Source organism: Aeromonas salmonicida, assembly GCF_028355655.1.
Classification (GTDB): domain Bacteria; phylum Pseudomonadota; class Gammaproteobacteria; order Enterobacterales; family Aeromonadaceae; genus Aeromonas; species Aeromonas salmonicida.
The window spans coordinates 4,254,919-4,268,865 of the sequence record NZ_CP110645.1; the positions used below are offsets into that span (position 1 = coordinate 4,254,919).

Annotated in this window: 14 protein-coding genes; 11 read left to right on the forward strand and 3 right to left on the reverse strand. The window is 60.6% G+C overall.

Annotated elements, in window-relative coordinates:
- The first annotated feature begins 266 nt into the window (after positions 1–266).
- The 6 genes from ONZ54_RS19820 (at position 267) to ONZ54_RS19845 (ending at position 6,877) form a co-directional block, all read left to right on the forward strand.
- Positions 267–2,189 (forward strand): PTS mannitol transporter subunit IICBA, encoded by a 1,923-nt coding sequence (locus tag ONZ54_RS19820; protein WP_059111577.1) that lies wholly within the window; start codon positions 267–269, stop codon positions 2,187–2,189.
- A 37-nt stretch (positions 2,190–2,226) separates the two neighbouring features.
- Positions 2,227–3,372, forward strand: coding sequence for a mannitol-1-phosphate 5-dehydrogenase (locus ONZ54_RS19825; RefSeq protein ID WP_058394875.1), 1,146 nt, complete (start codon positions 2,227–2,229; stop codon positions 3,370–3,372).
- A 127-nt stretch (positions 3,373–3,499) separates the two neighbouring features.
- On the forward strand, positions 3,500–4,021 hold the full coding sequence (locus ONZ54_RS19830; protein ID WP_005315973.1) for an MltR family transcriptional regulator: 522 nt from the start codon (positions 3,500–3,502) through the stop codon (positions 4,019–4,021).
- Positions 4,022–4,202: 181 nt separating this feature from the next.
- On the forward strand, positions 4,203–5,990 hold the full coding sequence (locus tag ONZ54_RS19835) for a cation:proton antiporter (protein WP_271786969.1): 1,788 nt from the start codon (positions 4,203–4,205) through the stop codon (positions 5,988–5,990).
- Positions 5,987–6,571, forward strand: coding sequence for a DNA-J related domain-containing protein (locus ONZ54_RS19840; protein ID WP_271786970.1), 585 nt, complete (start codon positions 5,987–5,989; stop codon positions 6,569–6,571). Before ONZ54_RS19835 ends, ONZ54_RS19840 begins: the two co-directional genes overlap by 4 nt.
- Positions 6,572–6,628: 57 nt before the next feature.
- Complete coding sequence (locus ONZ54_RS19845) at positions 6,629–6,877, forward strand: hypothetical protein (RefSeq protein ID WP_005315976.1); 249 nt, start codon at positions 6,629–6,631, stop codon at positions 6,875–6,877.
- 44 nt (positions 6,878–6,921) lie between these two features.
- On the opposite strand, the gene ONZ54_RS19850 is transcribed toward ONZ54_RS19845, so the two are convergent.
- Both ONZ54_RS19850 and zntB read right to left on the reverse strand, forming a co-directional pair.
- Positions 6,922–7,440: a mechanosensitive ion channel domain-containing protein gene (locus ONZ54_RS19850; RefSeq protein ID WP_017412795.1), complete on the reverse strand. Its 519-nt coding sequence runs from the start codon at positions 7,438–7,440 to the stop codon at positions 6,922–6,924.
- A 9-nt stretch (positions 7,441–7,449) separates the two neighbouring features.
- Entirely contained in the window at positions 7,450–8,442 is a 993-nt protein-coding gene (gene zntB / locus ONZ54_RS19855) for a zinc transporter ZntB (protein ID WP_005315978.1), read from the reverse strand.
- A gap of 105 nt (positions 8,443–8,547) precedes the next feature.
- Here zntB and ONZ54_RS19860 point away from each other — a divergent pair, with 105 nt between their 5' ends.
- The 4 genes from ONZ54_RS19860 to ONZ54_RS19875 all read left to right on the forward strand — a co-directional run bounded on the left by ONZ54_RS19860 (position 8,548) and on the right by ONZ54_RS19875 (position 10,587).
- A complete protein-coding gene (locus ONZ54_RS19860) occupies positions 8,548–9,000 on the forward strand; it encodes a YaiI/YqxD family protein (protein ID WP_005315979.1) in 453 nt (150 codons plus the stop codon).
- A gap of 119 nt (positions 9,001–9,119) precedes the next feature.
- A complete protein-coding gene (locus ONZ54_RS19865; protein ID WP_271786971.1) occupies positions 9,120–9,389 on the forward strand; it encodes a PepSY domain-containing protein in 270 nt (89 codons plus the stop codon).
- 48 nt (positions 9,390–9,437) lie between these two features.
- Positions 9,438–9,995, forward strand: a complete 558-nt coding sequence (locus ONZ54_RS19870; protein ID WP_059111582.1) for a cytochrome b/b6 domain-containing protein — start codon at positions 9,438–9,440, stop codon at positions 9,993–9,995.
- Positions 9,996–10,086: 91 nt separating this feature from the next.
- Positions 10,087–10,587, forward strand: coding sequence for a metal-dependent hydrolase (locus tag ONZ54_RS19875; protein WP_058394869.1), 501 nt, complete (start codon positions 10,087–10,089; stop codon positions 10,585–10,587).
- 109 nt (positions 10,588–10,696) lie between these two features.
- Here the strand turns inward: ONZ54_RS19875 and ONZ54_RS19880 are convergent, their stop codons facing one another.
- Positions 10,697–11,902: a NupC/NupG family nucleoside CNT transporter gene (locus tag ONZ54_RS19880; RefSeq protein WP_058394868.1), complete on the reverse strand. Its 1,206-nt coding sequence runs from the start codon at positions 11,900–11,902 to the stop codon at positions 10,697–10,699.
- Positions 11,903–12,465: 563 nt separating this feature from the next.
- Here ONZ54_RS19880 and dbpA point away from each other — a divergent pair.
- Entirely contained in the window at positions 12,466–13,845 is a 1,380-nt protein-coding gene (gene dbpA / locus ONZ54_RS19885; RefSeq protein ID WP_021140116.1) for an ATP-dependent RNA helicase DbpA, read from the forward strand.
- Positions 13,846–13,947: the final 102 nt, after the last annotated feature.

Genomic DNA, 13,947 nt, shown 5'->3' on the forward strand with positions numbered 1-13,947 from the left:
GACTCAAATCACACTAAATGGGTGGTGGCGGCAAGAAAGATCGAAATGTAGCCAAACTACAGAGCTTGAATGTGATCAGGGTCACTACTTAGGGAGGGGGTATGGCTGGGTATTTGAGAGGTACGTCACAAGACACCCCGTTTTCAGCCTAATTTGATCACAAGCTGGTAGATTGAAGTTGCTTAGACGACTGGGATGGGGGTTCGGCAAAACCCGTCATCCCGACTACCACTTTTAATCAAACAGGCTTAAAACGGGGTCCCGACATGTTATCACCGGATACCAAAGTCAAGATACAGAATTTTGGACGCTTCCTGTCCAATATGGTCATGCCCAACATAGGCGCTTTCATCGCCTGGGGCTTTATTACCGCTCTCTTCATTCCCACCGGCTGGCTGCCAAGCGAAACCTTGGCCAAGCTGGTCGGTCCCATGATCACCTATCTGCTGCCGCTGCTGATTGGCTATACAGGCGGCAAGCTGATGGGCGGTGAACGGGGCGGCGTGGTCGGTGCCATCACCACCATGGGCGTGATCGTCGGTACCGACATCCCCATGTTCATGGGTGCCATGATGGTCGGTCCGCTGGGTGGCTGGGCCATCAAGCGCTTCGACAAAGTGATGGAAGGGCGCGTCAAGAGCGGCTTCGAGATGCTGGTCAACAACTTCTCCGCCGGTCTCATCGGCATGTTGCTGGCTATCCTCGCCTTCTTCGTGATCGGTCCCTTCGTCAAGGTGCTCTCCGGCGTACTGGCGGGTGGCGTCGGCTTCCTGGTGGAAAACCACATGTTGCCGCTCACCTCCATCTTCGTTGAACCGGCCAAGATCCTGTTCCTCAACAACGCCATCAACCACGGCATCTTCTCGCCGCTGGGGATCCAGCAGGCGACCGAACAGGGCCGCTCCATCTTCTTCCTGATCGAAGCGAACCCGGGCCCGGGCATGGGCGTGCTGCTGGCCTACATGGTATTCGGCCGTGGCGCCGCCAAGCAGTCCGCGGCTGGCGCCTCCATCATTCACTTCTTCGGCGGCATCCACGAGATCTACTTCCCGTATGTGCTGATGAACCCGCGCCTCATTCTGGCGGTGATCGCCGGTGGCATGACAGGGGTCTTCACCCTGACTCTGTTCAACGCTGGTCTGGTCTCCCCTGCCTCACCGGGTTCCATCTTCGCCGTGCTCTTGATGACGCCGAAAGCCTCCCTGATCGGGGTTGCCCTCTCCATCATCAGCTCGACCCTGGTCTCCTTCCTGGTCGCAGCCGTATTCGTTCGCGCCCAGCAGCCGGAAGCCGACGAGGCCGACGCCCTGGGTGAAGCCACCCGCAAGATGAAAGCCATGAAGGGCGGCAAGCCCGAAACCGCGGCGGCCAAGAAGCCGGGCGGCGAGCTGATGGCGGTGCGCAATATCGTGGTCGCCTGCGATGCGGGCATGGGATCCAGCGCCATGGGTGCCGGCATGCTGCGCAAACGTGTGCAGGCCGCCGGGCTCGACATCAGCGTCACCAACCGCGCCATCGATCAGCTCGACGATCAGGTGGATTGGGTCATCACCCACAAGGATCTGACCGAACGGGCCCGTCGTCATGCGCCGAACGCTCACCATATCTCGCTCACCAACTTCCTCGACAACGGCCTCTATCAGGAGCTGGTGCAGAACCTGACGCTGGCGGCCAACGATGACGTGGCCAACCCGCAACTGCTGGTCGCGGCCAACGATGACAACTACGAACTTCAAGCGGCTGAAGTGTTTACCCTGAGTCGTCACGACGTGCATCTGGGGCTCAAGGCCGACAACAAGGAGGCCGCCATCCTGACCGCTGGTAGACTGCTGGCGGAACGGGGCTACGTGGCACCGGATTACGTCAACGCCATGCTGGAGCGCGAGCAGCTGGTCTCCACCTACCTCGGCGAGTCTATCGCCGTGCCCCACGGCACCATAGCCGCCAAGGAGTTTGTGAAGCGTACCGGCATCGTCATCTGCCAGTATCCGGCCGGCGTTGCCTTTGGCGAGGCGGCGGACGAGGTGGCACGACTGGTGATCGGCATCGCCGCCCGCAACGACGAACACATGCAGGTAATAACCCGCCTGACCAATGCACTGGATGAACCCGGTCTCATCGACCGGCTGGCCAGCACCACGGATCCCCAGGAGTTTCTGGATCTGCTGGGTGCCGAACAGGCTGCGTAATCATCCTTCATCGTCTTTGGTTGTAGAGGTTAATATCATGAAAACATTGCATTTTGGTGCCGGTAATATCGGTCGTGGCTTCATCGGAAAACTGCTGGCCGACGCCAGCCATCAGGTCACCTTCGCCGACGTCAACGAGACCCTGATCGATCAGCTCAACCACCGCCAGGAGTACAAGGTGCACGTGGTGGGGGCGGATCAAAAGCTGGACGTGGTACGCAACGTGGCGGCGGTCAGCTCCGCCGGACACGAGGTGATCGCCCGTATCATCACCGCCGATCTGGTCACCACGGCGGTCGGCCCCAACATTCTGGACAAGATTGCCAGCACCCTGGCCAAGGGGCTGCAGGCCCGTTTCGATGCCGGCAACCTGAGCCCGCTCAACGTCATCGCCTGCGAGAACATGGTGCGCGGCACCAGCCACCTCAAGCAGGAGGTACTCAAGTACCTGCCGGTCGCGTATCATGCCACGCTCGAATCCTGCGTCGGCTTCGTCGACTCGGCGGTGGATCGCATAGTGCCGCCTGCCGCGGCCAACGACGATCCGCTGGAAGTGACGGTGGAGAGCTTCAGCGAGTGGATCGTCGACCAGACCCAGTTCAAGGGCGAACTGCCCCAGGTGGCGGGCATGGAGCCCACCGACAACCTGATGGCCTTCGTCGAGCGCAAGCTGTTCACCCTCAACACGGGTCATATCGTCACCGCTTACCTCGGCAAGTTGCGGGGCTACCGCACCATTCGTGAGGCGATCGAGGATCCGGTGATCCGCAGCAAGGTGCGCCGCGCCATGGAGGAGAGCGGAGCCGTGCTGGTGAAACGCTACGGCTTCGACCCGCGTCTGCACGCCGCCTACATAGAGAAGATCCTGGCCCGCTTCGCCAACCCCTATCTGGTGGACGAAATTGACCGGGTCGGCCGTCAGCCGCTGCGCAAACTGGCGGCAGGGGATCGGCTGGTGAAGCCGCTGCTCGGCACCCTGGAATACGGCCTGCCCAGCGACCATCTGCAAGAGGGAATCGCAGCGGCGCTGCACTATCACAACGCCGATGATCCCCAGGCGATGGAGCTGCAGGCCCTGCTGGCGGAACTTGGGCCGGCCCAGGCCTTGGCCCGGGTGACCGGCCTTGCCGCCGACAGCGATATTGTCAGTGCCATCGTCGCCCGTTACGACAGCTTGAAGTGACCCTGATGGGGCGCACTCACCGCCAGACCGCCGCCTCAACCGGTTGAATGGCATGGGAATTCGCCTCATATGATAAAAACCGGGAGAGAGGCACTCTCTCTCCCAGTCAGCTGGACCCAATGCACCTATGACCACACACCAGGAAGATGAAGTACTGGAGCGGCTGAACGAGCAGGATGGCCCCCGCGGCTTCTTTCTCGAAGTCGTGACCATCCTGGAAGAGGCGGTCGACTCCCTGATGCGGCGAGCCTTTCGCCAGGAGGAGTATGCCGTCAAATACGCCATCGAACCCCTGCTCAACCAGAGCGGCCCCCTCGGCCAGCTGGAGGTGCGCCTCAAGCTTATCTTTGCCCTCGGCCTCATCTCTCTGGAGCGCTATCAGGATCTCGAAGCCTACCTGAAGATCCGCGATTTTCTGGTGCGCGACCCCAAGGATTACCGCTTCAGCGACAAGCCCATTCGCGATCTGCTGGACAGGCTGCATTGCCTGAACCAGGGCAGCATGATGCCGCAGGATCCCCCTGCCAACGAGGAGGACTGGCCCTTCTACCAGATGCAGCTCAACCGGCTCGATCAGGTGGTGCGCTCGGCCCTGGTGCTGGCGGTGGCCGACTGTGTCACCGACCTTCACAAAGAGAGCCCCATCTAATTCGACGGATAATGGCTACGTAGCGCCCCCCACTCCTCTGCGGCCACGCCCTTTCCGGCCCACCATGACGCCGACTGTCGCGCAGCTCCCCACGGCACTTGCTCCCGACCTCTGCGGGTGTCAATCTGGCCATCTTCCCCGCTACACTTCCTCCAAGCTCATTACCTGAATCGAGGTCTGCATGACTGCTCTTTCCTTGGCCGGGATCGCCCTGGTCTCAGTGCTGGCCCAGTGGCTCGCCTGGTCACTGCGAGTGCCCGCCATTTTGTTTCTGCTGCTCACCGGCCTGACCCTGGGCCCGGTCAGCGGCCTGCTCGACCCCGATGCCCTGCTCGGCGACCTGCTGTTTCCGCTGGTCTCTCTGTCGGTGGCCATCATCCTGTTCGAGGGTGCCCTGACCCTGCATCTGACGGAACTCAAGGGGATCGGCAAGGTGGTGCGCAACCTCTGCTCCACTGGCATGCTGGTCAGCTTCGCCGTCATCGGCAGCGCCAGTTACTTCCTGCTGGGACTGGACTGGCGGGTCGCCATGCTGCTCGGCGCCGTGCTGGTGGTGACCGGCCCCACTGTGGTTGCGCCCATGCTCAACGTGATCCGCCCCACCCGGGAGGTGGATCGCATACTGCGCTGGGAAGGGATCGTCATAGATCCCATCGGTGCCCTGTTCGCCGTGCTGGTGTTCGAGGCGTTACGCCTCGGCAGTCAGGGCGATCTGCTCAGTCACACCCTGCTGGCGCTGGCAAGAACCGTCGGGGTCGGTACCCTGATCGGGGTTGGAGCCGGCTGGCTCACCACACTGCTGATCCGCAAGGACTGGCTGCCGGTCAGCCTGCACAAGTTCGGGGTATTGGCGCTGGTGCTGGTCACCTTCAGCCTCTCCAACTGGCTCAGTCACGAATCCGGCCTGCTGGCGGTGACAGTGTTCGGCATCTGGCTCGCCAATCAGGAGGGGCTGGATCTGGAAGAGGTACTGGCGTTCAAGGAAGATCTCGCCGTCATCCTCATATCCAGCCTGTTTATCCTGCTGGCGGCACGCCTCGATCTGGCCCAGCTCTGGCAGCTCGGCCCCATGGTGCTGGCACTGCTCTGCGTGGTGCAGTTCGTGGCGCGCCCGCTCTGCATCCTGGTCTCGACCTGGGGCTCGGATCTCTCCTGGCAGGCCCGCGCCCTGCTGAGCTGGATAGCGCCGCGGGGCATAGTGGCAGCGGCGGTCAGTGCCTCCTTCGCCATCAGCCTGCATCAGGCCGATATTCCCGATGCGGACAAGCTGGTGCCCCTGGTGTTTGCGGTGATCATCTCCACTGTGGTGTTGCAGAGCCTCACCTCGGCGCCGCTGGCGGGCCTGCTAGGTATGCGTCAGAGCGCCCCCAACACCTGGCTCATCATAGGTGCCAACTCTGTGGCCAGGGCCATAGGCAAGGCGCTGGCGGATCAGGGAGTCCCAGTCTATCTTTCTGACCCTGCTTGGGAATTTTACAAGCAGGCACGCATGAGCAACCTGCCCTGCTATTTCGGCAACCCCCAGTCGGAACATGCCGAGCTGCATCTGCCGCTCACCAGCATCAGTACAGTGCTGGCGCTCTCCCCCAACCGTCACAACAACGCCCTCGGCGTACTGCACTTCGCCCACCTCTACGGTGAAGAGAAGGTCTACTCCCTGCGCTCCAGCGAACAGCACGGCAAGGCGAACCGGGAGAGTGCCACCTTCCGCGCCCGCCAGAACCTGTTCGGGCCCGATATCAACTACGCCCGCTTGAGCGGCCTGCTGAGCCGGGGCGGCCAGATCAAGGCGACTCGTCTGAGCGACACTTTCGACTGGGCGCAATATCAGGAAGCCAACCCCGGTGCCATACCGCTGTTCATACTGGATGCCAGGGCCCAGCCCCGCATCGTCACAGGTCCGGTCACGCCCCTGTCAGGAGAGTTGCTGATCGCGCTGCAACCGCCCAAGGAGACGGCCAGCTCATGAGTGAGACAGAGCACTGTCACAACCCACTGCTCGCCCCCCTGCTGACACTGCTACAAGAGGCGGCAGCCAGCTACAAGGTGCACGAACTGCTGGCCGCCCTGCGCCAGCAAGGAGCCATTCCCACCCTGGCCGGGGATGAACAGCTGCAGCTGTTTCGGGTCAACTTTCTGATCATGAATGCCCTCTACCAGTTGCAGGCTGAGCTCCATGACGCTGGGTGGTGGCTGGTGATCAGCTCCCTGGATATACGGCTAGAGCCCCTTGCAGGGATAACAGATACTCGCCAGAGGTTGGCCCTCGGCCAGTCTCTGCGCAACTACTACCTCGACTGGCAGGTGTTCTGGCAGACCGACCGGGAAGAGGTGGAGGCTCTGCTCAACCGCTTCTGGCGTGCTTATGACGGAGCGGGACACAGGGCGGAAGCGCTGGCCCTGTTCGAACTGACCGCCGATGCCAGCCAGGAGAGAGTCCGCCGACGCTGGCGGGAGCTTGCCCTGCAACACCATCCGGATCGGGGTGGCGATGCAGAGACCTTCATCCGCATGCGCTGGGCCTGGGAGTGTCTGAACACGGCCAGATGAATCAGGCAGATTCAGCCACTAGACTTGAAGAGGCGCTATGAGTCACAGGAGGACGTCATGACAGTCAATGAGCTTCGCCTGCTCTATCAGCAGCAAGCCTTCAAGGAAGCCGAGATACTGCAAGATGCCATACTGCCGGGCTGGATCGTGGAGTTCAGAGGGCAAGATGGCCGTTTGTACGAGATGACTGACACCCTTGGTTGCCCCCTCTCGTTCGGATCGGTCGAAGAGGCCCGCCAGCACATTCATCTGGTGGCAGACTGCCCCATCCAGGTCGAGCATCTCTATCGCTTCTTCGAACGCTGATAGAGACACATGATCAAAAAAAGGCTCCGTTAGGAGCCTTTTTTTCATTCTGGCTGCAGGGGGTCTGCCACCTTGCCCTCCAGTCGCCTGACCGGCTTTTGCAGGATCAGGTTGGCGGGATAGGTGACCAGATCGCCGTTGTCATCCCGCACCCGCACATAGAAGAGACCGATCTCGGTGATGACGCCGGTGACGGAATCATCCTTGTCGAGGATGCGGATCCGGTCGCCAATCTTGTAGGGAAAGGCGAAGAAGATGGTGATGCTGGCGGTGATGTTGGAGAGGATCGACCACTGGGCCACCATGGCCACCCCGAGCACGGCGAAGAAGGAGGAGGCGAGCACCACCAGCCGTGAAAAATCGAGCCCCCATACCCCGGCCAGGATCAGCAGGGTGGCGCAACCGAGCAGAAAGTGGAAGACGTGCTCCACATAGAGCACGCGGTTCTCGCTCACTTGTCGGGTATGGGCCAGCGCCAGCAGACTCTTGTGAATGAGGCTGCGGATCAGGGTGTGGCCCAACAACAGCAGCAGGGTCACGCCAAAAGATTGCCAGGTTGTCATGATTGCTCCTTACCACCAGCGTCTATGTTTGAGCCAGACCGCCAGCCCGGTGGCCAGCGCCACCAAGGATCCGCAGAAGACCCAGAATGCGGTCGGGCTCTCGGCCCCCGGAATGCCGCCCAGGTTGATGCCAAACAGACCGGTCAGGAAACTGGCGGGCAAGAACAGCAGCGCCATCACCGACATCTGGTAGGCGCGGCGGTTGGTCGCCTCCGCCATCAGGTTGTTGATCTCGTCCGCCAGCACACCGGTGCGGGCCACGCCGGCATCGAGATCATCGAGCCAGCGGCGCAGACGGTCAGCGATGTCGAGCAGGCGGCGGCGGTCATCTTCGTCCAGCCAGCTGATCTTCTCGTTGGCCAGACGCGCCACCAGATCCCGCTGGGGGGAGAGGTAGCGGCGGATCATGATGAGTTGCTTGCGGATCCGTGCCAGTCGGCCGTTGGCGGGCAGGTCGCGGGCCAGCACATGCTCCTCCAGCTCCAGGATCTGATCGTGCAGCTCTTCCACAAACTCCCCCGCCCTGTCGGTCAGGGCATCACACACCTCCACCAGCCAGTCGGCCGGGGTATCGGCACCACCGCCCTGCGTCAGCTGGTTGAACACGTCCTGCTCGGAGAGCAGCGGACGACGACGGCTGCTGATGATGAGATCCGGTGTGATGAAGATACGCAGCGCCACCATCTCTTCCGGCCTGTGATCCTTGTTGTGATTGATGCCGCGCAGGATCAGCAGCACAGTCTCTCCCATCCGCACCAGCTTGGGCCTGTTGCTCTGGCCGAGCAGGGACTCCTTGGCAGCATCATTGAGCAAGGGGGTTTGCAGCAGCCAGCGGGCCGCCTCCGGATTACCGTAATCCAGATGCAGCCAGCCAGGGCTCTTCCCCGGGATCTCGCTCCCCGCCGCCAGTGGCTGCATGCCACCCTTGCCATCCAGGGTCAGGGCATAAATCACATCACTGGGTACCCGATCCATCTGCTCGTCCTTTTCATTCAGTCTCATCGGGCCAGCTTACACTAAAGCCCGGCCTGACTCAGCCCCGGGGCAGCCGCTCCTCACCAGCCGTGCTAAGATGCGACCCTCGTTTCAGACACAGGAAACCATGCCATGCCCATCTGGGTTGATGCCGATGCCTGCCCCCTCCCGGTCAAGGAGATCCTTTACCGCGCCGCCCACCGCGCCCAGGTCGTCACCACCCTGGTGGCCAATCAGGGACTGCGGGTTCCCCCCTCCCCCTACATCAAAACCCAGCAGGTAGAGAAGGGGTTCGATGTGGCAGATCATGTCATTGCCCAGCAAGTCATACCGGGGGATCTGGTGATCACCGGCGACATTCCCCTCGCTTCCTGGGTCATAGATGCCGGTGGCGAGGCGCTCAATCCCCGTGGCGAGATCTACACCCGCGAGACCATACAGGCACGTCTCGGCATGCGTAACTTCATGGAAGAGCTGCGCTCGGCCGGGGTGCAGACAGGCGGCCCTGCTCCCTTCAACGCGGCCGACAAGCAGCGCTTCGCCAACGCCCTCGACAAGTGGCTGCTCAAGGGCAAGCTGAGCTGATCCCGCCTCCCCGGCTTGCGGCCGGGGATATTCATGCCTATCCCCTTTTGCTTAATTTTTCCTTAAGTCTGACGCCCTAACCTTGCGGCTGTTCATCCCCCACCCGCAAGGAACCCGCAATGAAACTGACACCACTGCTGTTACTGCTCCCCCTGTTTAGCGCCACTGTACTGGCCGGCCCCCAGTGTACCCAGACCGACAAGACGCAATGGCTGAGCGAAGCCGAGGCCCAGCAGCAGATCAAGGCCATGGGCTACAACATCAAGAAGTTCAAGGTGACCAAGACCCACTGCTACGAGATCTACGGTTGGGACAAAGACAAGCGCAAGGTCGAGATCTACTTCGACCCGACCGACCTGAAGAAAGTGAAAGAAGAGATCGACCAGTAGCGCAACCATGGGCCGGTCCGTCGCCGGCCTCTTTGACGGAGTCTTGCCATGACAACCTCGTCTGAAGTGAAGGTCTGGGATCCCCTCATCAGAGGGTTTCACTGGGCGACCGTGATCCTCTGCCTGCTCAACTTCTTCGTACTGGAAGAGGGCAGCAGGAACCACAGGTATGTCGGCTATGGGTTGGCAGCCCTGCTGCTGATCCGGCTGCTGTGGGGTCTGGTGGGCTCTTACTACGCCCGTTTCGGCCAATGGTGGCCGACCCCTACCCGCGTCCGTGACTACCTGCGCCAGCTGGCCCGGGGTCGTCACCCCTACTATCTGGGTCACAACCCGCTCGGGGCCCTGATGATCTGGGTGCTGTTGCTGTCACTGGTCGGCACCATAGCCACCGGCTGGCTCACCAGCTGGGATGCATTCTGGGGGGAAGAGTGGATGGAAGAGGCCCATGAGGTCGTCGCCAATACCCTGCTGGCCATCATAGCCGTGCACGCCGCCGTGGTGATCCTGACCGACCTCCTCACCCGCAGCGATCTGCTGCGTGCCATGGTGGTAGGGAAAAAACGGGTGCCCGCCGATGCCAGAGTGGAAGATCCGCGCAGTTAATGACCGGGCCGGCCCACCGGCCCCGGTTTTTTGCTACAATGGCCCGCGACACTGGTAAGATGCGCCGCCATTTCTCCACGCCGTAATCACCATGACCGCCCAAGGGCATCTGCTGTTTTCCGTTACCTGCACCCTGCTCGCCCACAAACTCCAGCTCACGCCAGCCCTGTCGGATGCCAGCCTGTGGCAGACCATACCGGCGGCGCTGGCCAGCGCCCTGCTGCCGGATCTCGACCACCCCAAGTCCGTGCTGGGGCAGCGGCTGCCCTGGATCTCGAAACCGCTCTCGCGACTGTTTGGTCATCGCGGCTTCACTCACAGCCTGCTGGCGGTCGCCGCAGCCGTGTGGGGACTGGATCAGAGCCTGGCGCCCGACCTGCTGCCCGCCGGGATCAAGGATGCGCTCATTATCGGCTACCTCAGCCACCTGCTGGGGGACTGGCTCACGCCAGCGGGTATTCCGCTGTTCTGGCCCATCAAGCGCCGCTACCGGCTGCCAGGCTGGCCCCTCAAGAGTGGTGGCGCCATCGAAACCGGCTTTTGCACTCTCACCCTGCTGGCGGCCGGCTGGTGGAGCCACTGGCTCGGCTGAACCGGCCCAGGCACGGCATGTCTGCGAAGGTGGGGACGCATTTGCCCACCCCCGAAAAAAACAAACCCCTGCCAAGGCAGGGGTTTGTCATGGTGATGGCGAGGTGTGACTAGATCATCACACCGGCAATCACGGCGGAGAGCAGGCTCACCAGAGTAGAACCGTACACCAGCTTCAGACCGAAGCGGGAGACCATGTTGCCCTTCTCTTCGTTCAGTGCCTTCACAGCACCGGCGATGATACCGATGGAGCTGAAGTTGGCGAACGACACCATGAAGATGGAGAGGATGCCGACGGTACGCGGGGAGAGCTCGGCAGCAATCTTGCCCAGATCCATCATGGCCACGAATTCGTTGGTCACCAGCTTGGTCGCCATGATGGAGCCGGCTTGCAGGGCCTCACCACTGGGGATACCCAGGATCCAGGCGATTGGGTAGAAGATGTAACCCATGACGTACTGGAAGTTGACGCCAAACGCCACTTCGAACAGGTAGTTGACCAGGGCGATCAGGGCGATGAAGCCGACCAGCATGGCACCCACTATCACGGCCACGGTGAAACCGGCCATGATGTACTCGCCCAGCATCTCGAAGAAGTTCTCTTTCTTCGGTGTGTGGTGCTCGTCGCCTTCGGCGATGGCTTTCAGGTCGGTGACCGAGTTATCCGGCTCGTACGGGTTGATCAGCGACAGCACGATGAAGGTACTGAACATGTTGAGCACCAGCGCGGCCACCACGTAGCGCGGCTCGATCAACTGCATGTAGGCGCCGACGATGGACATGGAAACGGTGGACATGGCGGTCGCCGCCAGGGTGTACATCTGCTTTTCATTCAGGTGCGGCAGTGTGTTCTTGAGCGCGATGAAGTTCTCGGACTGGCCGACGATCATGGAGCTGATGGCGTTGAAGGATTCCAGCTTGCCCATGCCGTTCACCTTGGCCAGCACTGTACCTATGCCACGGATGACGATGGGCAGCAGACGGATGTACTGCAGAATGCCGATCAGTACAGAGATGAAGACGATGGGCATCAGTACCATCAGGAAGAAGGAGAAGGCCCCTTCGTTGACCAGACCACCGAATACAAAATCGGTCCCCTGTTTGGCAAACTCCATCAGCTTGGTGAAGCCGGCGGCAAAGCCACCCACCACGGCCAGGCCCACTTCGGAGTTCAGCATGAACCAGGCCAGCGCCAGTTCGACCACCAGCAGTTGGCCAATATAACGCAATTTGATCTGTTTCCAGTTGTGGCGGTTGGCCAGCAAAGCGAGAGCAAGGACCATGACGAGTCCGAGTATAAAGTGAACGTATTCCATACCTGTAGCACCTGAGTGAATTGTTATATTTGATGGGCGCCATCATAGACATATGCATATTTAAAAATCAGATAGCCATCACAATCTGCGGTAAAAATATGCATGTTGGATAATACAAACGTTTTTAAATTAATTAAACGTATCAGCAGGTAATTAAATACGACAATAAAAAAATTAAATAGCTATAAAACAATCACTTAAATATAAATCACTCAACTTTAAAAGCTGACATTCACATCATCATCACATCTATTTAAATTCACCAACATCTAATTCATGTCATCAGGATAAATTGAAGATATAAATACTGAATCAAAACAAGGCGACAAACGTTTACCTTGCCTTCGATTAATTAGTCAGAAACCATCTACATACACTTTGACCATGCCTGGCATTCTGTTTTGCCACACTAAGCAGGAGAAGCTCCTTTTTTCCCTTCACACTCCTTGCTGCCAGCCTTTGCTCATGCGTTCAAAAATCCGCCACATCCGGTGCCGCATTCTGGTACAATGCGCGCCCTTAGCGCTGTGCGCACCCCGTATTCTCCGAAATAGAGTCCTTTTGTGAACAACACCGAATTTAGCAGCCTCAATCTCTCCCCCGCCCTGCAAGAGAACCTCACCAGCCTGGGTTATCTGCAGATGACCCCGATCCAGGCCCAGAGCCTGCCCCTGGTGCTCGACGGCAAAGACCTGATCGCCAAGGCAAAAACCGGCAGCGGCAAGACAGCGGCCTTCGCCCTCGGCCTGCTCGCCAAGCTCAACGTCAACCGCCTCGAAGTGCAGGCGCTGGTGCTTTGTCCGACCCGCGAGCTGGCGGATCAGGTAGCCCAGGAGATACGTCGTCTGGCCCGCGCCCTGCCCAACGTCAAGCTGGTCACCCTGTGCGGCGGTACCCAGACTGCCCCCCAGTCTGCCACCCTGAGCTTTGGTGCCCACATCGCCGTCGGCACCCCGGGTCGCATTCTCAAACACCTGGAGCAGGGCACTCTCGAACTCTCCGGCCTCAAGACGCTGGTGCTGGATGAAGCGGATCGCATGCTGGACATGGGTTTTGGCGAAGAGATCAACCGGGTCATCAGCTATGCACCCGAGCAGCGTCAGACCCTGCTCTTCTCCGCCACCTATCCGGAGGGGATCGCCCAGATGAGCCGCGGTGTGCAGCGCAATCCGGTCGAGGTCAGCGTGGAGTCCCTGCACGAGGGGAGTGCCATCGAACAGAAGCTATATGAAGTCCCGGCCGGTCAGCGCCTCGACGCCCTCACCTGGCTGCTGAGCCACTATCAACCGGCCTCCTGCGTGGTGTTCTGCAACACCAAGCGGGCCTGCAACGACGTGGCCGATCATCTGGCCGCCAAGGGCTTCTCGGCGCTGGCACTGAACGGCGATCTGGAACAGCGGGAACGGGATCAGGTGCTGGTGCGCTTTGCCAACGGCAGCGCCACCATTCTGGTGGCCACCGACGTGGCCGCCCGCGGGCTCGACATCAAGGAGCTGGGCGCCGTCATCAACTACGAGCTGACCTATGATCCGGAAGTGCACGTGCACCGCATCGGTCGTACCGGTCGTGCCGGCCAGCAGGGTCTGGCCCTGAGCCTCTACCAGCCGAACGAGGCCCAGCGCGTCAACCTCATCGAGGAGTACCAGCAGGCCCCCATGCCGCAGGGCGATCTGGCCGAGATTGGTCGCGAGATCAAGCCGATTGCGCCGCAGATGGTGACCCTCTCCATCGATGCAGGCCGCAAGACCAAGGTACGCGCCGGTGACATTCTGGGCGCCCTGACCGGTGAAGGTGGCATTGCCGGTGCCGATGTAGGCAAGATCCAGATCTCCGAACAGTACTCCTACGTGGCGGTAAAGCGCAGCGTAGGGAGCGCCGCCCTCAAGCGGTTGCAGGAAGGCAAGATCAAGGGCCGTACCTACCGCGCCCGCAAACTGGGTTAACGACGCAGCCTGGCAGCTCATCTGCCGGGCTCAATCTTGACCACGACTCGGGCGCCTTTGCAGGTGCCTGTTTTTTATCGCACATGTGCCATTCCCATGGCA

Excerpts from the sequence above, each read along its gene's own strand:
- ONZ54_RS19820 (WP_059111577.1), top strand. The coding sequence starts at position 267 with ATGTTATCACCGGATACCAAAGTCAAGATACAGAATTTTGGACGCTTC.
- ONZ54_RS19825 (WP_058394875.1), top strand. The coding sequence starts at position 2,227 with ATGAAAACATTGCATTTTGGTGCCGGTAATATCGGTCGTGGCTTCATC.
- ONZ54_RS19830 (WP_005315973.1), top strand. The coding sequence starts at position 3,500 with ATGACCACACACCAGGAAGATGAAGTACTGGAGCGGCTGAACGAGCAG.
- ONZ54_RS19835 (WP_271786969.1), top strand. The coding sequence starts at position 4,203 with ATGACTGCTCTTTCCTTGGCCGGGATCGCCCTGGTCTCAGTGCTGGCC.
- ONZ54_RS19840 (WP_271786970.1), top strand. The coding sequence starts at position 5,987 with ATGAGTGAGACAGAGCACTGTCACAACCCACTGCTCGCCCCCCTGCTG.
- ONZ54_RS19845 (WP_005315976.1), top strand. The coding sequence starts at position 6,629 with ATGACAGTCAATGAGCTTCGCCTGCTCTATCAGCAGCAAGCCTTCAAG.
- ONZ54_RS19850 (WP_017412795.1), bottom strand. The coding sequence starts at position 7,440 with ATGACAACCTGGCAATCTTTTGGCGTGACCCTGCTGCTGTTGTTGGGC.
- zntB (WP_005315978.1), bottom strand. The coding sequence starts at position 8,442 with ATGAGACTGAATGAAAAGGACGAGCAGATGGATCGGGTACCCAGTGAT.
- ONZ54_RS19860 (WP_005315979.1), top strand. The coding sequence starts at position 8,548 with ATGCCCATCTGGGTTGATGCCGATGCCTGCCCCCTCCCGGTCAAGGAG.
- ONZ54_RS19865 (WP_271786971.1), top strand. The coding sequence starts at position 9,120 with ATGAAACTGACACCACTGCTGTTACTGCTCCCCCTGTTTAGCGCCACT.
- ONZ54_RS19870 (WP_059111582.1), top strand. The coding sequence starts at position 9,438 with ATGACAACCTCGTCTGAAGTGAAGGTCTGGGATCCCCTCATCAGAGGG.
- ONZ54_RS19875 (WP_058394869.1), top strand. The coding sequence starts at position 10,087 with ATGACCGCCCAAGGGCATCTGCTGTTTTCCGTTACCTGCACCCTGCTC.
- ONZ54_RS19880 (WP_058394868.1), bottom strand. The coding sequence starts at position 11,902 with ATGGAATACGTTCACTTTATACTCGGACTCGTCATGGTCCTTGCTCTC.